Raw genomic sequence first — 25,986 nt, forward strand, 5'->3', positions numbered from 1 at the left:
ACCAACAAGATAATGTGAGTACTTACTGACAGCATTGTACTTTTATCTTGAGGGAATATGGCATGCCATTACATGTGCAATACAATCAATCACAACAACTACAGCATCTGAGTCATTCTTTTAGAGACTACACCGGGCCCGCTCGTTTGCTGCACAGCCAGCTCACCGACAACACAACCTTTGCCGCACTGGGTGGCCATGCCATTGCAAGTAGCGCACTGACTGCAACGCTACTGGATCACCCGGTGCATGATCGTACATCAATGAGTCAGTCGGTCCCTAAAAATACGCAACCTTCGACCCAAACCAGCGCTGAGCCACGGACCTGCTGGCTCCATTATGAAATATCAGCATCACTTGGCGGCACCACAACGCAGCTCCGCCAGCAAGCAAATCACATATCGGCCAATACGCAGATACAGCTGGCAGCTTGCCTGAGCGCCCGCTCCGGCGACATCATCGCAGATACCCTCGCTGCGCAATTGACCGCTATACCCTGCATTTATTCCCACGAGGACGTCAAATCGCTCAACCCCGGTGAGTCTCTCGCGCTTGATACTCAGGGTACATTAACAGTCCACACTTCAATAAAATGGAGTGAGTTGCTGTGTCGAAACTTTCATCTGTTCAGCCGCTGGCTAGCACAAGGAGAGCTGCTGGATCTGTCGTTCAATGCCAGTCTGAACGCCAACCTTGAGGTTTCCATCGAGGGAGGTTACCAGGTGATATTTGTCCGACCTGTCGACACACCTCATATACTGCGCCTTAGCTATGTCAAATCGACCGCAAACAATACACAAAATACTGTCAATGCCTGTATCACTGCAAAACTGAGTAACCCAAAAGCGTTTCAGGTCGCATACACGGCTATGGTGCAGGCTATCTTTCAACGCTCTACGGAAGAGGTTGATGCACTGACAGCACACTTACCTCCAAATACATTACCAAATCAACTGCTCCCCGTTGCGACAGCGCTATTAAAAAGACTGGGGCTGGACAAGCTCGAACAGCTAAAGCCACGCATCAGAGAAATTCAACAGAGCCTGGAAACCTCGATCTGCACAGCCGCTCAATCAGGTGTTGAGCTAAGCGTTTACTACCATTACCATCGAGTGCAGGCGCATCAGGCACTTTTACAACTGACAGTGCGCGACGACGCACTCACACCGGCACTGCATGAAGCAGCAGTCACCGGCAGACTGATGGGCCAGCTGAACAAGCACCTGAAGCGAGTTAATGTAGAGCAATTTTTCAATCAGCGCGTAACACAGCAACATTACACTTGGGGTTTCCACTTCAACGTCTTTTCCTGGCACGCGATGAGCCGCGAAGATGCCAAGTTTCATGTTGTCACTCAAGAAAATGTTTATGGTGATGTCAAGCTAGCTGGTCAAGGCCAGCGATGTTATCAGGACCAGGAGGGCGAAGAGAAACGCCAGTTTTATCTCGACTTTGAAGCGGCCATGCCGACCTTTAAAGCCCCAGATCAAGTTTCAATGCGGGACTTCAATCTGGCGCTGACCCTGTCACATAGCACACGTCAGGCCAGCCTGAGTGAACAAGCTGCTTGTCAGCTTGCTGATGAGTTAGCGGTCTGGGGACTCATTCCACCCGGTGAAGTCGATACCCTTGCCGGGCAACTCTATCGCAAGCTCAAAGCGCAGCAAGACATTCAGATCACATTGACACTCACCCTACCTTGTGATGTGTTTCGTGACTTACTGCCAACACTGGCAGACGCGAACCCGGCCCGGTTGTCGGAAGCACTGGCAGCGGCTTTGCCCCGTCATCTTCAGATGCCTAATTGCCGGGCCAACCCATTATTAAGAAGCGCTTTTTATGCACCAGCCTTTGCGCACTATCTCAGTGCTGACGAGTCAGACGCCGATACCCTGATTGAGCTTGCAGTCACACGTTTGAGACAACTCAGACAATATGAAAGCGCCCATAAAGAACGAAACTGGCGCAGAAAACCGGGCCCGACACTTGCCAGAGTGATACACATGCACCCGGATTTAAAGGCAGACCTGGACAATCTGATAACAGGTATGCACAAGCTCAGTGGGCACGACAAGCTCAACGGTGACCCTGATGTACTAACAGCCATTTACCATTTATTCGATGATATGGGGGCACAACACTTTTATATGCGTTTTTTCGCATACTATCTGCAGCTAAGCGTGACTGAGTTGGGTTACCAGCACACTGCGCTGCAAGCCACGGGGTTGATTGAATTTGGCCCATCAACCACAAGACAAGCCTGGTTGCTGTCAGGTGTTGCGCCAATGCCTCATTCTCTGTGACCGGCACATTGACGAAATCAGCAATGTATCTCAACCAAGCATACGCTTATTTTGTAGGCAGTGCCCGGTATCCGGGTAATTGCTCAAAGCGCGCCAACCAGTCAAGTACGCGCGGAAAATCACGCAGGCTTGGCTCAAGTCTGGCAATCAGCGCAGTATAACTGTACAAGGCAATGTCAGCCAAAGTCGGGGTTCCCCCGGCAAGCCAGGGGCTTTGCTCAAGCTGGGTGCTTAAGAGTGAAAATAACCTTAACGTCTGCTGCATCGCGTGCGCCTCATTGCCGGGCTTCCCAAGCACCCGGATCCCACGCAGCGCCACGGGACCGGTACACAACTCACCGGCAGACAGGGCAAACCATCGCTGGATCTCAACCTGAGTAGTCAGGTCAGTTGGATACCAGACTCTTGCAGGATCATATTGCCGGGCAAGATAAAACAAAATGGCATGAGAGTCGGTGATAACCGTGTCCCCATCCACCAACACAGGTATCTTGGCAGCCGGGTTGAATTGTACAAACGACTCAGACAGGTGTTCACCGGATTTTATATCAACGGTCACAGTCTCTATGCTCAGACCCAGCATTGACGCAAGTGTGAGCACTTTATGGCTGTGCCCGGACAGTGGAAAATAGTAAAGCTGAAGATGACTCATAATAGCAACCAAACGCTCCTTATCGTGGTATTGGTCAATCATTAAACACCAAATGTCCAACAGAATAAAATGAAGAATATTGCTGACTGACTGTGGGAAGTTGCTTCAGTGGCTGTTTGTTCGCTCAGCGTTTAAAGGACACGCTTACAATGCTCACTCATCAGATCAATAAAACATCGGATCTTGGCCGGGACATATCCACCGGGCCGATAAACAGCATGCACAGGAAACCCCTCCAGCTGATAATCCGCTAACAAGGCCACCAACTTGCCACTGTTCAGCGCCTCTTTGAATGCCCATCTTGGTCCCAGGTGCACCCCTTTACCAGCAAGTACAAGCTGCCTGACAGCAGATACACTGTTCACTGTAAACCCCCCTGACACTTTGACTTGGATGGCTTTTGTGCCTTTTAGCACTCTCACCTGCGCGTTACCCTGAGCGCGGGAATAAAACACAAACTGACACCGTTCAAGCATCGACGGCTCATTAATTTCTCCCACCCGGGCAAGATAATCCCGACTGGCAACCAACACCCGCTCGGCCATGCCCAGACCTCGGCAGATCAGTGCCGAATCCGACAACACACCAATACGCACCGCCACGTCGATGCCATTTGCAGTCAGGTCTTCAAAATGGCTCCCCAGCAGTAACTCGACCTTAAGATTGTCGTAAGTCGTCTGCATCTGACTGAGTACAGGCACGACAAATTGATTACCAAAATCGACCGGTGCAGCAATAGTCAGAGTCCCACTGGGCTGATCCTGCAACCCCCGCAGACGATTTTCTAATTCTATCTGCTGCTCCGAAATATGTTTTAGCCCCTGAAAATAAACTAATCCGGCTTCAGTCGGCTGGGATCGCACCGTAGAGCGGTTAATCAGTTTAATACCCAAGTGCTGCTCTAATGCCGCCACCTTGCGACTCACCGAAGAAGGGTCTGTGTTGAGTTGCTCGGCAGCACCTTTCAAACTGCCAGCTTCTATGACCTTGAGGAATGTCAGCTCATTTGTGTTCATTGCTTTTTGCATTTTTCGCAATTAATAAATGAAAATTTATGGGATACCTGAGATAAACGCAAGCGACTAAGCTTACTTTCGTCAACTAATCCAACAGGAGTAAGCATTATGTCCACCTCAAGCACACTTTTCGATTTGACCGACAAAGTCGCTATTGTCACTGGCTCAGCGCGTAATATGGGCCGAGCCTTTGCCATTTCACTGGCCGAACGAGGCGCGAATGTTGTGGTGCATTATCATAGTGATGCATCGCTGAGTGACGCACAGCAGACCGCAGCCGAGATCACTCAGATTGGCAGGCAGGCACTTGTGGTTCAGGGCGATCTGAGCCAGGAAAGCCAGGTTCTTGCGCTCTACAGCCAAACATTGGAAACCTTCGGCCGAGTAGACATTGTGATCAACAACGCAGGTAAAGTGCTGAAAAAAGCCATCGCGGATATCTCAGAGCAAGCTTACGACCAGCTGTTTGCCATTAACACCAAGGCCCCATTCCTCATGATGAAGCACGCAGCCCGACATATTCAGGATCAGGGTCGTATTATCAATATGGGCACCTCTTTACTCGGCGCGTTTACCGGCCTGTACGGCGCTTATGCCGGTGCCAAAGCGCCGTTGGAAGACTTTACCCGGGCACTGGCAAAGGAAATTGGTAGCCGCGGCGTCACTGTCAACGTCGTAGCACCAGGCCCAATAGATACCGCATTTTTTCATGGCGAGGAAAATGCGCAATCAGTGGCCTATCTAAGCGCAGCCAGTGTCCTGAATCGCCTGGGTAACGTCGACGATGTAGTGCCCATGATTGACTTTCTGGTCAGTGAAGAAGCACGCTGGATAACTGGCCAGACTTTATTTGTCAACGGGGGGTTCGTTACCCGCTAAAATCGATATGACCAGCTCAGGCGCAGATTGCGCGGCGCCTGAATATACTTTACAGGAGACACGCCCCGGGCATTGCCATGGTAATAGGTCTTGTCTAATAAATTTTCGACATACAACCCCAGGGTGCTCTCCCCTTGTGTATAAGTCAGGTTCATATTGAGAGTTGTCCAGGCTGGTATTGTAACGACTTCAGTGCCGCTTTGTTGAAAACGGTTGGCTTCGGTCAGGACTTTATCCCAGTGATCAACAAAAGCTGAGACCTGCCAGTGCTGATCCAGGGTGTAACCCAGCCCCAGCTTGACCTTATAGCTAGGTACATCCAATCTGACCGATTGCGTCGCCACCTGGGTTTTATCCGGCGAAATATAACGCAGCGCCAGTTGTCCGTACCAGCGCGATGCCTGCCAACGCAATTGGTTTTCCCAACCTGAGACTCTGTGTTCTCCTGCCACTATAGTGCGCCAAATCTGGGTATTGGGGTCCTGTACTTTTTGATAAAAATTCTTCGCCTGCATACTATACAGAGCTGAAATATTGGCGAATTCAATCTCACGCCAGCGAAATTTTTGGCTCCAGTTAAGCTCGTACATCTGCATACTTTGAGACTCAATTTCATCATCAACCACCAGGTCAAATTCAAAAATCGTTGGTGGTCGAAACGCTTTACCGTAAGTCAATTTGATTGCCTGATCGACATTGGGCTGATAAACCATGCTGATCCGGGGTAGCCAGCTGGCATTGGTGTAATCCTGGCGATGGTATCTGAGCCCGGCATTGACCTTAAGTGTGCGTTCGCCAAAGTGCCATAGCCTGGAATATTGCCCAAACACAGCATGCTTATCCGAGCGTTCCTTGTCCGTTGGCCAGGAGTCTGGGGTGACCAATTTAACGCCGTCTTCAGTTTGCCTGTATTTGATTTTACGGCCAATTTTGGTACGCCAGCCATCATACCCCAGTATCCAGTCCTGATCGGAGCTTGCCTGATAGGCCCATTGGGTATTGAGCCGAATTCTGTCCGACGGGCCGATATCTTCGCGCTCTGTATATAACACCAACGCTTCGTAGCGGCTTGCCTGAGCAGCGTTATCAACACTCAAGCGGTATTTCTCTTTGTATTCCCGAAAATAGCTTAGCTCCACATTACCCGACCAGTTTGCCGACGGTTGCATGTGCTTACCCAGATAGTAGCTACTATAACCGCGATAAGCATCATCGCCGGTAATATAATCGAAAGCCACCGCTTCTATACCACTTACGTTGGTTGTGCGGGTGAGGTTATTGCCAAAGTAAAACCAGGGAGTGCTGAGTCGGCTGTCCAGCGTGATATTTTTCTCACGATTGCGAAAATCATTCGGGTCATGGTTTCTTAACCCATCTTTGCTGTTTCGACTAAACGCTTCATCATCGACGATAAATTCTCGTATTTCACGATAATCCAGATCGCTTTCAAAATAACTGGCCGATACCGCCAGCTCGATCTCGCCTTGTTGAAAATGAAGCAAGCCGTGTCCGTGGCGTGTACCCACCTCACCAACCACTAGAGAGACTTCATTGACCTCACTTTCCAAACGAGTGATCACATTAATCACCCCTTGAGTTGCATTACCGCCGTACAAGGTGGAGTTTGGCCCTTGCAAAATTTCAACACGCTCAATTCTGGCGCTGGGAAAGTTATTCATAATAAAGGCTTCGTTAGCCAGCAGATTTTGTACTTCCCGCCCATCAATAAGCATCAAAGTCCCCGACATATTGCCGGTAAAACCTCTTTGCCCGCCTGGCAACCAGGCCCATTGATAGAAATAATCCATATTGGGTACTGAGGTGAGGATCTCTTTTAAGTCGCGCCAGCCATAACGTTCTATATCCGAACGACTGATCACATACACTGTGCCGGATGACGCCAGCCAGGTTTCGCTTTTACGTGCCGCAACGGTCACATCCTGACTGAGCAGCTCTTCAAACGACATTGCAAATACCGATCCATCTTGCTCCTGTCCTACAGCCAGCGAACAGGGCAATATCGTGAAGAAAAACAAAGAAATAACTAATCGAGTCATATACTACTTACTGAACAAAGCGCCTTTGCCAAGTATAGCTAAGCATTTTGACTTTTGAGTGAAACCTAACAGAGCACAATGAACCTTATATAAATCATATTTTACGTATGACTTTTGCAACCGACGCAACACAAGTTATATCGATTTCAGAAATCCAGCTCGTTATTTAAACCATCAACGTTGGATTTCCGAGCAAGATAAAAGCAATTTAGGAGCAAGTTCAACTTATACCGAGAAATCAATATTCCAATAAATTTCATAGACATAAAACCGATTCAATGACAAAACCAATACCATTTACAAAATGTCAACCTTGATATTAATCTTTGTTCACCTTAAAATTTATTTTTATTGAACGATCAATTAATAAAAACATGCCCAAAGTCGGAATGGAACCTGTGCGTCGCCAGCAGCTGATTGAGGCGACTTTGCAGTCAGTAGCTGAGCTTGGATTACAGGCCACCACAATCAACAGTATCAGTAAGAAGGCAGGCATGTCTTCGGGGATCATTAGCCACTATTTTGGTGGTAAACAAGGTCTCATAGAAGCCACAGTGCGCTATCTGCTGAGCAGTCTGCAACGCAGCTTATTGCAACGCACAGCTCAGAGATGCAAGCCTGAGCAACGCCTGATGTTTATTGTCGAAGCCAACTTTGCCGTGGTGCAACAACAGCGAGACACCACCCGCACCTGGTTGAGCTTTTGGGCGCATTCCATGCACGATGCTGAATTACATCGCTTACAACGCGTCAATGCTCGCCGACTTTACAGCAATTTGTTGTACTCGTTTAAACAGTTAATGGCCCCAGCCAAAGCGCGCGAAGCCGCAGAGCTGAGTGCCGCCATGATCGACGGCCTGTGGCTCAGAGCCGTTCTCAATAAAGCCGATGATGCGCAGTTTGATAGCGCGCAGGATCTGGCCAAGCGTTATATCCAGTCCCTCATCCAACAACTTGGAGTCTAATATGTCCACACCTGTCTACCAGAACTTTATTCACGGCCGCTACCTTGCCAATCAGACCGGCGAGCAGTTTGCGGTAAAAAACCCCGCGACCAACGAAGTCATTTATCACGTTGAAGTGGCCGATGCGCACATTCAAAAAGCGGCCATCGACAGTGCCAAAGCCGGGTTTGCGCAGTGGTCTGCCATGGCACCCATTGAGCGCAGCAGAATTCTGAATAAAGCAGTGGCACTATTACGTGAACGTAATGATGAACTGGCTAAAATTGAGGTGCTGGATACAGGTAAACCCTGGCAAGAAGCCGAGTGCGTTGACATTCAAACCGGTGCTGACGTAATCGAGTATTTTGCTGGGCTGGCGCCTGCGCAGGTTGGCCAGCAACAGATGGTCGGCAATGATTTTTACTACACCCGCAAAGAGCCGTTAGGAATTTGCGCGGGTATCGGTGCCTGGAACTACCCACTGCAAATTGCTTGCTGGAAATCCGGCCCAGCACTGGCGGCAGGTAATGCCTTGATCTTTAAACCGTCTGAAGAAACCCCGCTGGGTGCACTGAAGCTGGCCGAGATTTTTATCGAGGCCGGTATGCCAGCTGGTGTCTTTAACGTTGTACAAGGCGCTGCTGAAGTTGGGCAATGGCTCACGCTGCATCCGGAAATTGAAAAAGTGTCATTCACCGGTGAAGTGGGCACAGGTAAAAAAGTCATGCAAAGTGCGGCTTCTAACCTTAAAGACGTGACTATGGAACTGGGCGGTAAGTCGCCGCTATTGGTGTTTGATGATGCCGATATCGAGCAGGCAGTCAGTGCTGCCATGTTAGGCAACTTCTACACACAGGGCGAGATCTGCACCAACTGCACACGTGTTTATGTTCAGCGCGGGGTGTATGAGCAGTTTCTTGAGCAACTCAAGACTCGCACAGAGCAAAATATCATTGCGGGCGATCCACTTGATCCCAAAGTGAACCTGGGTGCATTGATCTCGAAAAAACATCAGCAGCTGGTACTGGATTACATTGAGCAAGGCAAGCAAGAAGGAGCCACCGTGCTTACCGGCGGTCATGCCCTGAGCCCGGCTTCTGCGCCCAACGGCTACTTCGTCGCGCCGACCATCTTCACTGACTGTCATGAAGACATGACTATAGTTCGCGAGGAGATCTTTGGTCCGGTGATGTGCGTCATGGTATTCGATGACGAACAAGAAGCAATTGAGCGCGCCAACAACACCCATTTAGGCCTCGCAGCTGGCGTGTTTAGCCGTGATATTCAACGTGCACATCGTGTTATCCACCAACTGCAAGCCGGTATTACCTGGATCAATGCCTATGGTAATTCTCCGGCCGAAATGCCAGTTGGGGGATATAAACAATCCGGTATTGGCCGCGAAAATGGTATCGAAACACTGGATCATTACACCCAGACCAAGTCTGTTTACGTAGGTATGAGCCAAATCGAAAGCCCATTTTAAACAAGGAGCCAGACTATGAAAAAAGTATTCGACTACATCATTGTCGGAGCTGGCTCAGCAGGCTGTGTACTGGCAAATAGACTGTCTGCCAATCCACAACACCGGGTTTTACTACTAGAAACCGGTGGCAGTGACAAAAGTATCTTTATTCAGATGCCCACGGCATTGTCAATTCCGATGAACACCGACAAATACGCCTGGCAGTTTCATACCGAGCCCGAGCCTTATCTGGACAACCGGGTAATGCATTGCCCACGCGGCAAGGTACTGGGCGGCTCATCATCAATTAACGGCATGGTGTATGTGCGTGGCCACGCCAAAGATTTTGATGAATGGCAGCAACATGGTGCGCAGGGGTGGGATTATCAGGCCTGCCTGCCATACTTTAAGCGTGCCGAAAGCTGGTATCTGGGCGACGACCCGTACCGGGGCAGTGAGGGTCCGCTTGGCACCAACAATGGTAATGAGATGGCCAACCCGCTGTACCGCGCGTTTATTGAAGCCGGTACACAAGCTGGATATGCTACCACACAAGATTACAATGGCGAGCAGCAAGAAGGCTTTGGCCCGATGCACATGACAGTGAAAGATGGCCGCCGATGCTCCGCCAGCCGTGCCTACCTTGACCCTGTAAAGGGGCGTGACAATCTGACAATCGTAACTGGCGCTCTGGTACATAAAGTACTGCTGGAAGGTAAGCGCGCTATTGGCGTCGAGTACCAATGCAAAGGTAAAATCCACAGCGCCAGTGCCGAACGCCGCGTCATTTTAAGTGCCGGTCCAATTGGCTCGCCTCACTTGTTGCAGTTGTCGGGCATCGGCGATCAGGCAACTTTGCAGGCCGCCGGTGTTGAGGTTAAGCACCACCTGCCTGGTGTCGGTAAGAACTTGCAGGATCACCTGGAGTTTTATTTCCAGTATAAGTGTAAGCAGCCCATCACACTGAATGGCAAACTGGACTGGTTCTCCAAAGGCTTGATCGGCGCTCGCTGGCTCCTTAATAAATCAGGTCTTGGCGCCACCAATCATTTTGAGTCCTGTGCTTTTATCCGCTCTAAAGCAGGCGTAGAGTGGCCGGATATGCAGTATCACTTTTTACCCGCAGCCATTCGTTATGACGGCAAAAGTGCATTTGACGGACACGGTTTTCAGGTGCATATCGGCCATAACAAGCCAAAAAGCCGCGGTGAGGTCACCCTTAAATCAGCCGACCCCACACAGGCGCCTAAGATCCAATTTAACTACTTGGCCCATCAGGATGATATTGAAGGCTTCCGGGCGTGTGTCCGACTCACTCGTGAGATCATTGAACAACCTGCGTTTGATGCTTATCGCGATGGTGAAATTCAGCCAGGAAAAGGCGTGCAGAGCGACGCAGAAATCGATGCCTTTGTACGCCAGGCAGTCGAAAGCGCCTATCACCCGTCCTGCTCATGCAAAATGGGTGAAGATGACATGGCCGTGGTGGATTCAAACACCCAGGTACATGGTATTGATGGCCTGAATGTGGTGGATTCATCTATCTTCCCGACAATCCCGAACGGCAACCTCAACGCGCCAACCATTATGGTCGCAGAGAAAGCCGCAGACATTATTCTGGGCCAGCCAGCCCTTAAAGCAAACAACGCTCAGGTTGCCATTGCGAGACAATGGCAGACAGTACAACGCAGCACGGAGATTTAACAAAGCCACCTGTGGCCCAACCGGGCCGCGGGATCTGCAGTGGTGCGCGATACAAATTGGTTGTATCGGGTTAATGCGGAAACATAAAAAAACGGAGAGACAATGAGTTATTTTTACTTATTTTGGGAGGGTGACAATGACAGTATGGCTTAGTGCAGGCATTGTGTTTACCCTAGTTGCTATCGCTTTTATTCTATTAAAATGGGGGAACCTACGCTGTGTCGGTGTGACACCGGTTAAAACCTTTACCTTTATTGCTATTTTATTTACGTCCGGCCTGGATGTTGGACTTATCATGTTTCCGCTGACGGAGTTTGCGGGTTACGCAGACATAAAAGCAAGCCCAGAATATGCGTTTGCCAATCCACTCGCCATTGAATTTGGCTTTTGGGGCTTCCTGATCTGGGGATTTTATTTTCTGACGTGTTTTTATTTCTGCGTAATAGAACCTAAGGTGAAGTTCTTCGAAATTCCCTGGGTTAAATTTATCAATAATGTTGTTATTATTGGTACTTGCGCCTTTACGGCCTATCTGTTGCTGACTAACCTGCCCTGGTATATGCCAAGTGTGGGCGATGGCGAGTCCATTATTCCAACCTTTTATCTCATCGTGTTCGCCGCCATTTGTTTTGCGGTGTATTCAAGCACCAGCCTGAAGTATGTACGCATTCTGAGTATCTCTACGACCTGGATGTTTATCGCCCTGATCGCCTTTATGTGGGCCTCTGCGTTCGTATTTGGTGACAGTGAAATGAGCACCTTTACGAATAACATTGCACTACTGGGTGACTACTTTAGCAATATTAACGAGTTTGTGTTGCCGCTCAATGATTACCACGAATTTTATCTGTTCTGGTGGTTTGCATGGAGCATCATGATAGGTCAGTTTACTTCACGTTTTGTCGGTGGTCTGAAAACCTATCAGGTGCTAGCTGCGATGCTGGTGTTCCCGTCTATTCCCATCGCTGTCTGGTTTAGTGTCTTGTATCACTATCATGAAGCGGGGATCGACACTGCGGGTATCAAGAACCTTGCCATGGTGGTTGTTGGCGTGATCTTTGTGATCAACTCTCTGGACTCATTAGTTCGACTGTATACCGACAATCTGGGTTTGACGGTTAAAAAACTCGGGAAACGCAACTATATTTTGTTTAATATTGCCGCCCTGTCGTTGCTGACGCTGCTATTTAAACTAAACTTTTTGCAGATACAATGGGTTGGTGCACTGGTTATTGCGCTCTTTTTTGGTTGTTTTGGCTATATTTGCTACAGCAAATTCAAAACAGTAGCCAACATTACCCGTTCACCGAAAGAGAATACCATCGACTTCAGCCGTATCGAGACCGTAAACTAAGGTTCAAAAGAAATGAAAATAAATTTAAAAACAACACTCTGCGCACTCCCTTTGGCTATGCTATCTAATCTCGCTGTGGCAGGTTTGTCGACCACCATTACTGCTACGTCTGATTATACCTTTAATGGTGTTTCACAAACGCAAGGCGATGCGACTATCCAGGGCAGCCTGGACTATGCCGATGATGCAGGTTGGTATGTGGGTACTTGGGGATCAGGGGTAGATTTTGGTGACGACACCAGCCATGAGCTCGACTTTTACATTGGTAACACCACTGACCTTTCAAGTGCCTGGTCACTGGACTATGGTATAGCTTATTACAGCTACCATGGCTTCACCGACGCCAGTAGCTTTAACTACCCTGAAATCTATTCCAAGTTTGCCTATGCCAGCAGCCTCGGGACAACGGATATTAACCTGTGGTACAGCTGGGATTACGCTGGTAAAGATGTAGGCCATACCATTGTGATGCTGTCGCATACCTTTGATATTGCTGACAACCACTCTATTACCCTGAGCGGTGATGTATCTAACTCATTCGATGCTGATAAACATGCCTGGGATGAACTCGGACTCGACAGCTCCTATACGCACTATTATATTTCTTATTCCACCACCCAGTTTGATTTCGATCTGACCTTTACACTGGAAGACACCACGATTGATGGCGAACATTCCGACGACCGGTTTGTATTCGCGATTTCAAGAACATTTGACTTGTAATCTCTCAAACAACCAGGCACTTAGCACATAAGTGCCTGGCGTCATGTTTTATCACCAGTGACGACCCAAACACCTCAAGAGCCACAGCGAAAGGCACTTGGTACAGCCCCTGTCCAACGTTTAAATGCGCGGCGAAAGCTATGCACATCGGCAAACGCCATGGTGCTGGCAAGCTGACTGTTATTCCACTGATTGAGATCCATCAGGTGCAACGCTTCTTGTCCCCTCACTTCGTCAACCAACAATTTGAAATTGGTGCCGTCCTGTTTGAGACGACGCTTGAGTGTGGCCGGACTCATGCCCAGATAATTAGCGGTATATTCCAGCGACCAGGCCTGTCCAAGGTTCTTTCGAAACAAGCGACGTAAATGTGCCTGAAGTAATTGCGGTGGGTGCGATACCTGACTAGCACTGCGTTTTGCCTGAGCAAAGCGCAGTGCACTGGCCTCTTTGAAAGGCTGATACATCACCTCGTCAGACAGCACAATCGCGCAACGCGGTGCATTAAACCGCACATGCTCACCCAGATAGACCGGATAATGAAAATCCTGCCCGGGTTGCGACCAGGGCAGCTCTATCTGTATCCAGGTCTGTGCACCTAGCTGCTCTTTCAGCAACAAGCGACAAGCCGACAGGACAATCTCAAACACCATTCGCTGTTGAGTGCTCAACGACGCTGATTCAGTCAGCCTGATATACAGCTTGCCCTGATGTCGCTCAACATTAAACTGGATCAACGTCTCAAACCCTTTTTGTACTCTTGCCCAGGCCGTCAGTGCGCTGTGCAGGTCAGGGGCATACCGCCACAAGTCAAACAAAACATGACCATGTCCGGTCGCGATTCTTTGTCCCAGCTCCATCGCCAATTGCGGCTGCTCAGCAAGCTCTCGTTTGAGCTTTTTCAGAATAATAAGTACGTTGATTGGGGCAACCTGAGCCCCCGGATAGGCCAAATCTTCAAGAAACAACTGAGACCCACGGATCAGGTGCTGTGGTTTTATCTGATAGTGTTCAGCCAGCTCTAATATGGTAATCAGGAAGTGTGCCGGCATACGCTTATCATGCAAATAGGCAAATTTCAAAGACATCACACATCCTCCCCGTCCATAGCCACGGAGCTCGTGCGTTTCGCTCCCGCCAGCTGCTGATTCAGTCGTTCGAACAGCGCCTGCTCTGATTCCCCGGCAATTCGGGTGGCCTGTACTGTGGTCACCGTCAACGTCCCCTTTAGCGCTGAGTTACAACACGCCTGGATCAACTGAGAGAATACTCTGGCCTCATCCGGTGGTGTTTCGGGCAGAAAAATCGCAAACCGATCACTGGTATAACGGCACGCCAGATCCGTTTCTCGCAGCGCAATTTCCAGCGCAGAGGCTACCTCATTGAGAGACTCGTCGCCTTTTTGCACACCATGTACCCGGTTGTATTGAGCAAAACCCTTTATATCAACCATCACCAACGAAAGTGGCTGGTTGCGTTTATCGTGCAATACCGCTTCACGGTTAAGCTGGATCAACAAATAGCGCAGGCTGTAAAGCTGAGTCACAGGGTCGATCAGGCTATGTTCACGATGAAAATGCTCTCTTTGTTTCAGCTGACGATTGACCGCTTGCTGTTCGCGATACCAGGTGACTAGCCCCCAGGTTAGCAAGGTCATACTGACTGGGGCAGGCAGCGACTCAAGCCAGGTAAACAGGTGGCTCTGTAGCGGGTAAGCAATGAACTCATCCAATAGATCCAGCCAGGTTGTGAGCCAGTAAGTTGCGGAACCTAGCAGCAATACCGTGGTAACCCGGCCTCTTGGACGACACAACATCAGGAGAATAAACCAAATAGCTGCCATCATCGACGTAGTGGCCTCGCCCGCGGCGTCAACCCAATCGATGTCATTCACTGATTTCAGGTCACCGATGAAAAGCGCCAACACTGTCAGCAAGATACTGACACAGAGAGTTAAACATAAGCTACTGACATTCTTCATCTTTTTAGCCAATTACGCATTCATCCGGGTATCCTAGCTCGGATATATGACACTTTTAAGGCAAGCTCAATAATGGTCTGAGCTAATTGGACCCGGCCAGAATAGCTCACTTAACTTGTCCCGGTTTATACAGCCCACTGAACCAAACCGAATATCACCATGATTTTATTGCGTTTTATATCAAATAAAGACGATACGATTAAGACAAAGCAGCTCACCATGACAACTATATTGTTCTATCTGCATCGTTTTAGGTCCATCGACTGCTAAGCCCAGCTCAGGGTGAAACAGAACTGTCACATTACCTGCTTAAGGTAGCGCTCACTTTACACCCGTTGATGGTTTGGCGGCCTGAACACAACACCGGTTATAGGCTCGCTTCTGTCAGTTCTCTGTGATGTCGGAGCAAAAATATGAACATACAAACCTTATCTAAAACCATGCTTACCTTAGGTCTACTGGGCGCATTAAGCGCCTGCCAAAGCCAGCAGCCACAACAAGTAGTTACGCAAACACTACCAACCAAAATACAAGGCTCTGTCGAGGCAATTGTTGACAGCTGGCACTTACCCGGAACAGATCAGGTATTAACGGCATCAGAATACCATGGACTCAGTCTACTTCAGGGGAATGTACACAAAGCGCAACTCCCGGGCACATTCAAACAACTCCGCCTCAGTGCGATAAGCGACAACCAGTGGCTATATGCCGCGCTTGAAGGCAGCAAAGACAGTGTATTTGTGGGCACGCTGGATGCTACTGATGCACAACTGCAACCACGCTTTGAACTCACGCAAACCGGACTCCTGGTTGACAACTTCTGCTTATTTGCAGATCCGGCAGATCAGACTCTGTCTATCTTTGTTTCCGATGGTCGTGGCAGGGCGGAACAATGGCTGCTTCGCCAGCAACAACGTTGGCTGCAGGCCCCTTTGCTACTGCGTTCATTATCTTTGCCCTACGATGCCGATTCCTGTGCCGTGGACCCTGGCAATGGCTACCTCTACATCAGTGAACCACTGGGGATCTGGCGCTATTCAGCACGCATTGAAGACAATCCACAGTATTATCCGGTCTCACTGGTTGCCCCATACGGCGAGCAGCAAGCACCGGCAATAAGCCTGGCAACCAGTCACTCTGGCGAACTCTTTGCGTTACTGGAAAATGGCCAGGAGATCCTGTACTGGGATACACCAGACGCCGCAGACAGCTGGATACCCGCTGACACGTTAGTGCTCAAAAATTACGAAGCCACAATGATGAACCTCAGCCAGTCATCGGGGCAACAAACTGCCGAGCTGAGCTTTGCCAATGAACAACAAGGCAGTTACGCCAGTGTGAATATTGCACTTAAACCAGCCCCAACGGCGAAGACGCTGCCAATAGTTCGGCCTAAGTCACAGAGCCAACCTGCTGAGCAGTTTGGCGATGCGATGGATGACCCGGCCATCTGGGTGCGCCCGAGTAATCCCGCAGCTTCTCTGGTACTGGGTACACACAAAAAGCAAGGTCTGGAAGTCTATGACCTCAAGGGTAATCTGCTACAACAGTTCAAAGATGGTCGACTCAATAATGTCGACCTGCGCGATGGTTTCAGCTGGCAGGGTCGCACCATCAGTATTGTAGCAGCAAGTAAACGCAATGATGATAGCCTGGCATTTTATGGTATTGAAGCTGACGGCACAGTGTTTAGGCTGGGAACAGTACCTGCCGGGCTCAATGAAATTTATGGTCTCTGTATGGCCGCTTTTGGGGGCAACCATTATGTATTTGCCAATAACAAAGCCGGTCTGACAATTCAGTACACACTGCAGGCTGACAAAGGCAAAATTGCCGCCTTGAAGGTGCGCGAAATATCATTGCGCTCGCAACCGGAAGGCTGTGTGGCAGATGATGAACGCGGCCGCTTATTTATTGGCGAAGAAGATGTTGGGATCTGGGCCACCAGCCTGAACCCAACGGATAACAGCCAGCCTGTGTCAGTGGCAAAAGTGGGTGAGCACCTGGTTGATGACATCGAAGGCCTTGCCTTATCGTTTGGCAAATCACCTGTTCTGGTCGTTTCCAGCCAGGGCAACAACAGCTATCAACTATACGAAGCAACGCCCCCATACCGACACCTGGCAGGGTTCCGCGTTGGAATGGATGGCTTTAGGGGCCTTGATGGTGCATCAGAAACAGATGGCCTTGCCCTGTCGACTCGCCTGCGCACTCCAGACTACCCTGAAGGCTTACTGGTGATTCAGGACGGTCGTAACCGCTTCCCCGATCAACCTCAGAACTTTAAATATGTAAGTTGGCAGGATGTATTAACAGCTACAGGGCTGAACAAACTTTCTCGCTAATCTGCGAAAATTTATACTGAGGCCTTATAGGCCTCCTACAATGGGTTAATAAAATTACTTTTCCACAATACAAACATATAACGGCATGACTCATATTCAATAAAAATCGTATTTATTTGCAAATACGGTCTCCACACATCAAGTTAACATTAAAAAAACAATCTTACCCAACCAGTTAATTTAACTTAATAAAAACCGACACTGATACATTATAACATATTAAAAATATGATTTTATATCTAGATTTAAAATCACAAACAAAATGATTAAATAACACACACAATCAAATAAAATACCAACAATCAAATGAAAATCCACCACAACATTTAACATTATTTGACATAAAACCTTTGTACCCGAAAAGATATAGTATAGAATTCGCCCCTTTTATAATATGGATATACTAGGATGAAAAAACCCCTTATCTTGGCACTGTTATTCAGTGCCAATGCTGCCGCATTTAAAATAGATACCCATGTCTGGGTTGGCCAACAAGTAATCGAAGATTTACAAGATGGTAAACTCGACTTTAAGGTCGACGGTAAAACTATTTCGGTACCAGTCAATAACAACACCAAAGACCTGATACTGCAAAACCAAAGCTATTATCGCTCAGGTAACATCGGTCCTGATATGTCACCTGACGTGATTGTTGGACAATCTCAGATCCATACTGAAGACCAGCTCGACAGAACAATGTGGAACACCAGCCAATGGTTAGACTTTCTGGATTCGGTTGCAGAGCGAGATTCGGAGCGAGCTTTTGTGCTTGGGTTTAAAGCGCATGCTGCCGCAGATATTTTCGCCCATACGTATGTCAACCGCTATGCTGGCGGAGCATTTGACCTGGCAGATGGTGAAATTGACGTTGAACTGCGTCATATTCTGATTGAATCGCTTATTTCAAAACACACGCCCAAAGGCGCCTACAGCAGTCAACTTAGTGTGCCCGTTGGGTTTATTCGCGATAAAATTGTCTATAACCCAGACACCCAGTCGCAATGGAACTCCCCTTCAGGTAGCCATCTCTACGCCATCAACACACTCAGAAAAAACGTTGAAGACCTTGCCCACTCAAATATTTTTAAAGAATTAAAGGTTGCAGCGGTCAAGGCAGTAGCCAAAGCACAAGCAGGCATCCAGCTCAACGATCAAACAGCCGAAAAAATCGTTGAGCTTGGAGAAGACATAAATAAAGTCAGTAACTGGAACATAGACAAAGCACAACAAATTCGCGATGCCGCCACACGTTTCAAAAAAGACCTGACCAATGGACATCAAAAGCTCATCAGTGCGCAACTTGATACGATTAATAATGCTGCGAATGCTGTGGTTAAAGCACACGGCGAGCTATCCAATGCCCGGCTCAAATTGGCAAAGCTCACTAATGAGCTCAATTCAATTCCAATGAACCTCACCGAAAAAGTGACAGAAAAAGTTTGTAAGAACGTCAAATCTTGGTCAGGCGGATTATTTGGAGGTTGGGTAACTAAAAAGGTATGTGAGTCCAAACTTGTCGAAAAAATAATTGGCCTGAACCCAACGTATAAAGTGCAACAAGAACTGATAAGAGCAGAGAAACGCCTGGTTGAAAAACTAGGTTCATCTATCACTAAGGAAGTGAGTAAACTCAAAAAAGCGTCTAAAGATGCCCATGACATTCTAAAATCAACCATTGAGCTGGAAAACCAGCTGGCACAAAACCTAATTGAAACACTGCAACAGTTCCACACAGCCTCTATCAGTCCGGTTGAAGCATTCCTGAAGGCTTGGCTACAAAACATTGACCTTGCAACCACTCAGTACATTCACAATATCAACCATGCGGTGATTTACTCAGTAACCGATAAAGATCGCTCACAAAAAATGATTAATGACTGGGTAACTTGCTATTCATCTGGATTAATGGGTATGCCTGTCACCCTGACTTCATCAAGATGTACTGTCGAGGATTATTTACAGGAAACCCTGGATAAACTCTCAGAAATTATGCACGTTGTCAGCCCTGCTTATAAAGTCTATGAAGAGATCCAGAGAATTAAATCCAAGGTTGCAAATAAAGCAGTCGAAAAACTGATTAAAGAACTTACCAGTGATGAACTTTATCAGTTATTAAAACACCTCAGATCTGACATGAGTGAAGTGGCTTTGCAGCGCCAGTTTAGCAAAGATAACTCAGGTAAAGGGCTACTTCTCACCAATGACATCGTTACCCGTATCAAAGCGGATATGCATGTCACCGGCAATAGTCAATTTAATCCTAGTAAGTTTGCAGCCGCCCACAATGCCGTTGTTCTGGCAAAGCTGAGCATTCTAAACTACCGTGAGCTTAACCATCTGATTGCACAGTTCGGACTATCCAGTAGCCAGCATTATGGCAGTAGCTTTTACTATGCTGGTGAGAACATTCTATCTTCTGCAGTTCGATCATTGGATGGCAATCACCAATGGCAGGAAGTGGCTCCGCAGTATGTCAGACGCACAGGATTCAGTGGTGTGAGCACGCAACAGCGTAAATTTGGCTATGCACATAATAACGGCACACAGGGATTCAAGCTATGGCAAGATCCTAATGCACAAAGTAGAATCTTCAAGCAGTTATTCATAGGCCCACTGGTACCTGGTATCGATGCTCCATCGGAAGTAGGTTTATCCCCACTCTCGGGTATTCAGTACACTCTGGACAGTTGTAGCTTTGCGCCATTCCCTCAGGATGAGCAAGACCGCACCTGTACCGTGATTAAAGTGCTCCCTGCACTGACCATGTTAAATTAATACCAATTTGCTTAATATTTGCTCCTTCAAATTGAAAAGGTATTAAGTGAAATTGGTATGAGACATAAAAAAGCCGAGCTCACTAGCTCGGCTTTCTTCATCCTGCGCCCGATAAAGGCGCATTAAATCATCTACTCAGACAATTAGTTTTTCACAATGGCGTTGTGATACACGTTTTGTACGTCGTCACAGTCTTCCAGCATATTGATAAACTTCTCAAAGTTTGCCAGATCGTCTTCACCTGTGATCTCAACGTGTGTTTGTGGTACCCAGGTAATTTCATCTACTTCGAAAGTGATGCCATCAAATGCTTCAATCAGCGCTGTTTTCGCTTTGAAGTACTCAGTGTGTGGTGCAAACACAGAAACCTGACCGTCTTCGACCTCAACGTCAGTCACGTCTACATCCGCCATCATCAGCGCTTCCAGTACGGCTTCATCATCATCACCGGCGAAGCCAAGGATTGCAAAGTGATCAAACATGTGTGCAACACAGCCCGGACTACCAATTTTTGAGTCTGTCTTAGTGAACGGCAGACGTACATCCTTGATAGTACGGTTTGGGTTGTCTGTCAGACAGTCCACAATCACCATACAGTTACCAGGGCCGTAACCTTCATAACGTGCTGGTGAGTAATCTTCACCTGCACCACCGGCTGCTTTTTCAATCGCTTTTTCAATAACGTGCGCAGGAACCTGGTCTTTCTTAGCTTTATCGATCAAACGACGAAGGGAGAGGTTGGTGTCGGGATCAGCGCCACCATTCTTTGCGACTACATAGATCTCTTTACCATATTTTGAGTTTACTTTGGTCTTTGCCGCTGCCGTTTTTGCCATGGCGTTTTTGCGGACTTCAAATGCTCTACCCATCTTAATTCTCGTTTGTGCAAATTAAATTGGACAAGATTCTAACAAGACATTGCATTTTGGGCTATACCCAGACGAGAATTGCCCGGTATTGCGGCATTTCCTCCGGTTTTTTAAGCAAACTGATCTGTTCGAGCCCGGTGATGCAGGCCAAGTGCCGCAGGTAGGTCAATAAACCGCTCTATGATAATATCAGCTTGCGGAGCGTATTCTGGCAGACCAACGGGCGCAAACAAACAGGCATGCATACTGGCACGCTGTGCCGCCTCAATATCGTATTTGTAATCTCCCACATAGACACAGTGTTGATAAGGTAAAGACCAGCTATCAGCGACCATATGCAGTGCCTGAGGATCGGGTTTAGGTAACGCATCTTCACGTGTCAGCATATAGTCCAGGCCCAGACGGCACCGCTCAAGTTTTAGCTGCGCAGCCTTAGAGTAGTTACGTGTGACGATGGCCATAGGTATGCCGATGGATTTTAAAAACGACACAGTGTCTAATACCCCGGGGATCGGCTCCGCATGCTGTGCATCCTGCATCTCATGTTGATGGATGAGCGACATGGCTTCTTCACGCATGTAAGGAGAAGGCAAAGACTCTACAAAATCAAGCAAGTCTGCATCACGATCACAGCCTATCTGTGCTTTGATTAACGCAAAATCGAGTGAGGAGGTTACCAGGGTACCATCCAGATCAAAAATCACACCTTTTACCATTAATTCAGCCATTCATATTTCCTTATCACCAAGGCTTCAACCAAACTAAACATAGGGTAAGCCGAAACACCTTGCAAAGATATTAAAAATAAAATTATCGAGGCCCTACCTGCTGGTCACATCGCAGCAATGGGACCTGTAAAGCATACGCACATAACCATTGTACGGATCATTTGAAACCGAAGTAGGAACATGCCAAGGTAAAGATAAACAACTCAACAAGGAGTCGTGATGGATAACCCTATCGAACAGTTCTTATCCTGGTGGCAACAAGCCAAAGCTCAGCCTAATCTCAAGCAATGCAGCGCCGTCTGCATTTCTACCATAGATGAACAGGGCTTCCCGAGTGGTCGTTTTGTCGATCTTAAAGCGGTGAGTGATGCCGGCTTTACTTTTTGCACGCACCTGGGTTCGCAAAAAGGACAAGACCTGCGACGTGACCCCAAAGTGGCTATGACAGCCTGGTGGGACGCCCTGGGCTATCAGGTTCGTGTTAAAGGACTGGCAACCGAGATCAGCCGTGCCGATGCACTGCGTTACTGGCAAAGCCGCAGCCACGACGCTCAGCTCACCACCTTAGCCTGCCAACAGAGCCAACCTATGTCGTCCTTGAGCGATGTTACTAACGAACTCTGTACGCTAAGCGCAGAGTATCAGTCGCAAGCTGTGCCACTCCCCGACGATTGGGGAGGCTTTGTTGTACACCCGCTCAGTATCGAGTTTCTCACCTTCAAAGAGAGCAGGCTCCATATGCGCGAACTCTACCAGCATGAAAATAATGCCTGGTCCAAAACCTTGTTGCAGCCTTAACGCATGTAAAGGCCCTTGCCAAATACCTCAACTTGCTCAATTCAGTTGTGCAGCCAAAATGAGTCTGTTAATGGAGCACGAATGACATCTGTCATGCCCTTGTCATGACAGATCACACACGTAATAACCCGCGCCATTTCGTAAAGTTATCCCATCAACAAAATGACTCATCAAAGGATAACTCACATGACTAAACATCTGACTCGCACCACCGCCCTTGCCTGCATGCTTGCGGCACTTTCAACCAGCGCGATGGCACAGGATCTGACCATCACATTCAGTGGTTTGGCACACCAATCTGGAACACTCAAGCTCGTCGCCTATGACTCCCCGGCCGCATTTACACAACAACAAGCATGGCGGGTTGCACAACAACACGTATCAGGCACCCAACCTGAGCTCATATTACGCGACGTAGCACCCGGACAATACAGCTTTATGGTTTATCAGGACCTCAACAACGACGGCAGGCTGAATCGCAATCGCTTTGGTATGCCAACTGAACCTTATGGTTTTAGCAATAATGCAATGCTCACTGGCGCACCCCAGTTTCCGCAACTGGCGGTACAAATTACGCAACAAAGTCAAAATTTAAAAATACGACTTCGTTAGCCAGAAAAGTGTCACAGTAAGTCTTTAATCTGTGACACTCCCCCCTTCCTTCATCAAAAAAGCTCAACTCCATTAACATACCCATAAGATAAACATGACGTACCCACAACAGAATCATAGTATTTTTTTCTTATTAAATGTTATGAAGTTACTGGATCAATAACGAAACTTTATGCAATAGTGTGTGCGTAAAGTGATCCAAAATCGTCACTTCGCACTATATTTAAACAGCTATTTACGCTAAAACCTCAAGAAGCGAGTCGTGCATGCTCAAAACAATAGCTAAAACCATATCTAGCCACCTTACCCTTGTTGTTCTGCTTCCATGTTTGCTGTTGGGCGGCGTCATTTTTTATGATGTGTCAGTGTCAGCAAAACGCATGAATGACGCCTATGACGCCGAATATAATGCCTATTTGAGCCATGCTGTGCTCGCTCTGGTACACGAAACGCAAAAAGAGCGGGGGGCTTCTGCAGGCTTCATCGGCTCACAAGGTCAAAAATTTCAAAGCAACCTGACACAGCAACATCGTCTTACCGAAAGCCAGCTCGCTAAGCTTAAAAGTGAAGTGATACACTGGGGTTTATCGGAAGAGATGACGCGAGAGCTCAACCTGTTTCTGCAAAAGTTCGACCAGCTCGACAGTGTAAGGCGCAAAGTCAGCTCGCTCTCTATGAGCCTGCCTGAAGCATTGAAATACTACACCGACATTAACAATCAGGGCCTGCATATTGTTATCACCGCAGCGCGACTGAGCCGCGATTACATCGTTGCCACTGAGTTAATGGCGATATACAACTTCTCCAGCGTCAAAGAATCAGCCGGCATTGAAAGAGCGGTATTATCAAGCGTATTCGCAAAAGACGTATTCACGCCTGCGCTACGCACCCGCTTTACCCAACTGCTCACTAAGCAGGAAGTCTATCTGGCAGAAGCTTTGGCAACCTCTCCTCCCGAGATGAAGGCGATCTTTACAGGCGCACTTAATGCCAGAACGATGCAGGATGTAGCGCGCCACAGATCTGTCGTTGCTGACAGTGATAGCGGGTTCGGTCAGGATCCTGAGGCTTGGTTTTCAGCAGCCACTCAACGTATTAATGCGCTCAAAGAGGCAGAAGAAAAAGCATTGACTCTGGTCGACAAAACCGCCAACGACATTCAGGAAACAGCGGTTACCATACTCGTTGTAGAAGGGATTATTCTGGTAATAGGGTTAGTTATAACAGCGGCGCTGTTTATATCAATCCGTCTTCGCCATCAGCAGTCTGCTAAAATTGCAGAGGGCATCATCGTCGCTATGGAGCAACGCAACCTGGCGCACGAAATCGGTATTCTTAGCGCCGATGACCTTGGCAAATCGGCAACCGACATTAACAGTCTGACCCGGCAATTTGCTGAAGATCTGATTGAGTTTGGTCGTGCGTCGCAAAAAATCACCACATCGACCCACGAAACCGCCTGCGCCATCAGCCAGAGCCAGACCAATTTGGTTGAACAGCAATCCGGCGTGCAGACCATCGCCTCTGCGGCTGAACAAATGAGTGCCAATATTCAGGTTATCGCCAGCTCAATGATAGAAAATGCGGCTGCGGCAAAGTCCGTGTCGCAAGAATCAGTCAATGGTCAAAAGGTCGTGACAGACGCGGTACAAGTGATCCAGCAAGCATCCCTTGATATGGAGAAGTCTGCGACATCCGTCGATGCGCTGAACGAGCGGGTGGGCAGTATCTCGGGCATGGTTGATATGATCCAGAGCATTGCCGAGCAGACCAATCTGCTGGCACTCAATGCGGCAATTGAGGCCGCCCGGGCTGGTGAGCAGGGCCGCGGCTTTGCTGTGGTTGCCGACGAAGTCCGCAGCCTGGCCAGTCGCACCCAGCAGTCTACAGAAGAAATTTCTGCACTCGTGAGCGAACTACAAACCAGTGCTAAATCTGCCTCGGACGTTATCACTCAGGGCAAAGAAAATGCCATGCAGGCTGCCGAGCGTGCTGAGCTCATTAAAGAAGCGCTGGGCAAAATAGTCGAACAGGCTAAGCAGGTGGAATCTGTGACAGATTCGGTGTCAGTGAATACCCAGCAGCAAAGCAATGCCATTGACGAAGTCAGCCGACATATAGTAGAAATATTTGCCAAGGCCACCGAAACAGTAACGGGGGCCGAACAAATTGCCGTAGCGGCCTCTAATATCGCAGAAGCCGCAATGGATATGGATGAATTAATAGACCGCTATAAAGTACAGGAACAGACAGACTAAATGACCTCACACCCTTTCGATACGCTGCGTCTTGATAACGGCGCAGCTTTGTTATTTACCCCATGCCCTGGCACTAAGGGCACCACACTGGATGACTCAGTACGACAATTGCGTGACGCCGGAGCACAAGCCATTGTAACACTCATGTACCCTTCGGAGTTAGAAAGTAATGAGGCAACCGCCTTACCTCAGGTGTGCGAAGATCTTGGCATGCCTTGGTTTCAGTTACCCATTGCAGATGATGCCCCCCCAATGAAGACTTTTCGCAGGCATTTGTGAAGAGCTGGCCGCAGCTCAAGGCCATCCTGTCTGAACAGGGGACCGTTGCAGTGCACTGTAAAGGCGGCTCTGGACGCACAGGGCTGGCCATTGGTTTGATCATGCATCAATTAGGGCTGGATAAAGCGGACATCATCCCTCAGGTGCAGGCATTGCGTCCAAAAGCGTTAAACCACCCGGCTCAGCTTGGGTTTTTCAATCAGTTTTCCCGCTTCGAATAATCATTCGCTATTGATTGCCACTG

At 48.3% G+C, this 25,986-nt stretch carries 21 protein-coding genes; 14 read left to right on the forward strand and 7 right to left on the reverse strand.

Going from position 1 to position 25,986, the window contains the following annotated elements:
• The first annotated feature begins 62 nt into the window (after positions 1 to 62).
• Positions 63 to 2,303: a hypothetical protein gene (locus tag CWC22_RS23315; RefSeq protein ID WP_138537073.1), complete on the forward strand. Its 2,241-nt coding sequence runs from the start codon at positions 63 to 65 to the stop codon at positions 2,301 to 2,303.
• A 46-nt stretch (positions 2,304 to 2,349) separates the two neighbouring features.
• Here CWC22_RS23315 and CWC22_RS23320 read toward each other — a convergent pair whose 3' ends face one another.
• Both CWC22_RS23320 and CWC22_RS23325 read right to left on the reverse strand, forming a co-directional pair.
• The gene (locus CWC22_RS23320; RefSeq protein WP_138537071.1) at positions 2,350 to 2,997 is read right to left on the reverse strand and encodes a glutathione S-transferase family protein; all 648 of its coding nucleotides are present in this window, start codon (positions 2,995 to 2,997) and stop codon (positions 2,350 to 2,352) included.
• An 89-nt stretch (positions 2,998 to 3,086) separates the two neighbouring features.
• Positions 3,087 to 3,971, reverse strand: coding sequence for a LysR family transcriptional regulator (locus tag CWC22_RS23325; protein ID WP_171045007.1), 885 nt, complete (start codon positions 3,969 to 3,971; stop codon positions 3,087 to 3,089).
• Between the two features lie 108 nt (positions 3,972 to 4,079).
• Between CWC22_RS23325 and CWC22_RS23330 the strand changes: the two genes are divergently transcribed.
• Positions 4,080 to 4,850 (forward strand): SDR family oxidoreductase, encoded by a 771-nt coding sequence (locus tag CWC22_RS23330; protein ID WP_138537067.1) that lies wholly within the window; start codon positions 4,080 to 4,082, stop codon positions 4,848 to 4,850.
• Here the strand turns inward: CWC22_RS23330 and CWC22_RS23335 are convergent.
• Positions 4,847 to 6,907: a TonB-dependent receptor plug domain-containing protein gene (locus CWC22_RS23335; protein WP_138537065.1), complete on the reverse strand. Its 2,061-nt coding sequence runs from the start codon at positions 6,905 to 6,907 to the stop codon at positions 4,847 to 4,849. The two genes, CWC22_RS23330 and CWC22_RS23335, sit on opposite strands and share 4 nt — an antisense overlap.
• A 374-nt stretch (positions 6,908 to 7,281) precedes the next feature.
• Here CWC22_RS23335 and betI point away from each other — a divergent pair, with 374 nt between their 5' ends.
• From betI to CWC22_RS23360, 5 genes are all read left to right on the forward strand, one after another.
• Positions 7,282 to 7,872 (forward strand): transcriptional regulator BetI, encoded by a 591-nt coding sequence (betI, locus tag CWC22_RS23340; RefSeq protein WP_138537063.1) that lies wholly within the window; start codon positions 7,282 to 7,284, stop codon positions 7,870 to 7,872.
• Position 7,873: 1 nt separating this feature from the next.
• Positions 7,874 to 9,337, forward strand: a complete 1,464-nt coding sequence (gene betB / locus CWC22_RS23345) for a betaine-aldehyde dehydrogenase (protein WP_138537061.1) — start codon at positions 7,874 to 7,876, stop codon at positions 9,335 to 9,337.
• 15 nt (positions 9,338 to 9,352) lie between these two features.
• Positions 9,353 to 11,020, forward strand: coding sequence for a choline dehydrogenase (gene betA / locus CWC22_RS23350; RefSeq protein WP_138537059.1), 1,668 nt, complete (start codon positions 9,353 to 9,355; stop codon positions 11,018 to 11,020).
• 136 nt (positions 11,021 to 11,156) lie between these two features.
• On the forward strand, positions 11,157 to 12,374 hold the full coding sequence (locus CWC22_RS23355; protein ID WP_138537056.1) for a BCCT family transporter: 1,218 nt from the start codon (positions 11,157 to 11,159) through the stop codon (positions 12,372 to 12,374).
• Positions 12,375 to 12,386: 12 nt separating this feature from the next.
• Entirely contained in the window at positions 12,387 to 13,097 is a 711-nt protein-coding gene (locus CWC22_RS23360; RefSeq protein WP_125560429.1) for a TorF family putative porin, read from the forward strand.
• 74 nt (positions 13,098 to 13,171) lie between these two features.
• Here the strand turns inward: CWC22_RS23360 and CWC22_RS23365 are convergent, their stop codons facing one another.
• Together CWC22_RS23365 and CWC22_RS23370 are read right to left on the reverse strand one after the other, a co-directional pair.
• The gene (locus CWC22_RS23365) at positions 13,172 to 14,185 is read right to left on the reverse strand and encodes an AraC family transcriptional regulator (RefSeq protein WP_125560427.1); all 1,014 of its coding nucleotides are present in this window, start codon (positions 14,183 to 14,185) and stop codon (positions 13,172 to 13,174) included.
• Entirely contained in the window at positions 14,185 to 15,078 is an 894-nt protein-coding gene (locus CWC22_RS23370; protein ID WP_138537054.1) for a GGDEF domain-containing protein, read from the reverse strand. Before CWC22_RS23370 ends, CWC22_RS23365 begins: the two co-directional genes overlap by 1 nt.
• A gap of 413 nt (positions 15,079 to 15,491) precedes the next feature.
• Between CWC22_RS23370 and CWC22_RS23375 the strand changes: the two genes are divergently transcribed.
• Together CWC22_RS23375 and CWC22_RS23380 are read left to right on the forward strand one after the other, a co-directional pair.
• A complete protein-coding gene (locus tag CWC22_RS23375) occupies positions 15,492 to 17,423 on the forward strand; it encodes a phytase (RefSeq protein WP_138537052.1) in 1,932 nt (643 codons plus the stop codon).
• A 408-nt stretch (positions 17,424 to 17,831) separates the two neighbouring features.
• Entirely contained in the window at positions 17,832 to 20,198 is a 2,367-nt protein-coding gene (locus CWC22_RS23380; RefSeq protein ID WP_138537050.1) for a zinc dependent phospholipase C family protein, read from the forward strand.
• Between the two features lie 143 nt (positions 20,199 to 20,341).
• Here the strand turns inward: CWC22_RS23380 and CWC22_RS23385 are convergent, their stop codons facing one another.
• Positions 20,342 to 21,067 carry a YebC/PmpR family DNA-binding transcriptional regulator gene (locus CWC22_RS23385; RefSeq protein ID WP_010384392.1) on the reverse strand — a complete coding sequence of 242 codons (726 nt, stop codon included), beginning with the start codon at positions 21,065 to 21,067 and terminating at the stop codon, positions 20,342 to 20,344.
• A 110-nt stretch (positions 21,068 to 21,177) separates the two neighbouring features.
• Entirely contained in the window at positions 21,178 to 21,795 is a 618-nt protein-coding gene (locus CWC22_RS23390) for an HAD family hydrolase (RefSeq protein ID WP_125560419.1), read from the reverse strand.
• A gap of 219 nt (positions 21,796 to 22,014) precedes the next feature.
• Between CWC22_RS23390 and CWC22_RS23395 the strand changes: the two genes are divergently transcribed.
• From CWC22_RS23395 to CWC22_RS24510, 5 genes are all read left to right on the forward strand, one after another.
• Positions 22,015 to 22,593, forward strand: a complete 579-nt coding sequence (locus CWC22_RS23395) for a pyridoxine/pyridoxamine 5'-phosphate oxidase (RefSeq protein WP_138537048.1) — start codon at positions 22,015 to 22,017, stop codon at positions 22,591 to 22,593.
• A gap of 186 nt (positions 22,594 to 22,779) precedes the next feature.
• Positions 22,780 to 23,205, forward strand: a complete 426-nt coding sequence (locus CWC22_RS23400; protein WP_171045006.1) for a DUF2141 domain-containing protein — start codon at positions 22,780 to 22,782, stop codon at positions 23,203 to 23,205.
• Positions 23,206 to 23,471: 266 nt separating this feature from the next.
• Complete coding sequence (locus tag CWC22_RS23405; RefSeq protein ID WP_138537042.1) at positions 23,472 to 25,463, forward strand: methyl-accepting chemotaxis protein; 1,992 nt, start codon at positions 23,472 to 23,474, stop codon at positions 25,461 to 25,463.
• Positions 25,464 to 25,742, forward strand: coding sequence for a hypothetical protein (locus CWC22_RS24505; protein WP_230090673.1), 279 nt, complete (start codon positions 25,464 to 25,466; stop codon positions 25,740 to 25,742).
• Complete coding sequence (locus tag CWC22_RS24510) at positions 25,739 to 25,963, forward strand: protein-tyrosine phosphatase family protein (protein WP_230090674.1); 225 nt, start codon at positions 25,739 to 25,741, stop codon at positions 25,961 to 25,963. The genes CWC22_RS24505 and CWC22_RS24510 overlap by 4 nt, the downstream gene beginning before the upstream one ends.
• The last annotated feature ends 23 nt before the right edge of the window (positions 25,964 to 25,986 follow it).

This window comes from Pseudoalteromonas rubra, from assembly GCF_005886805.2.
GTDB lineage: Bacteria > Pseudomonadota > Gammaproteobacteria > Enterobacterales > Alteromonadaceae > Pseudoalteromonas > Pseudoalteromonas rubra_D.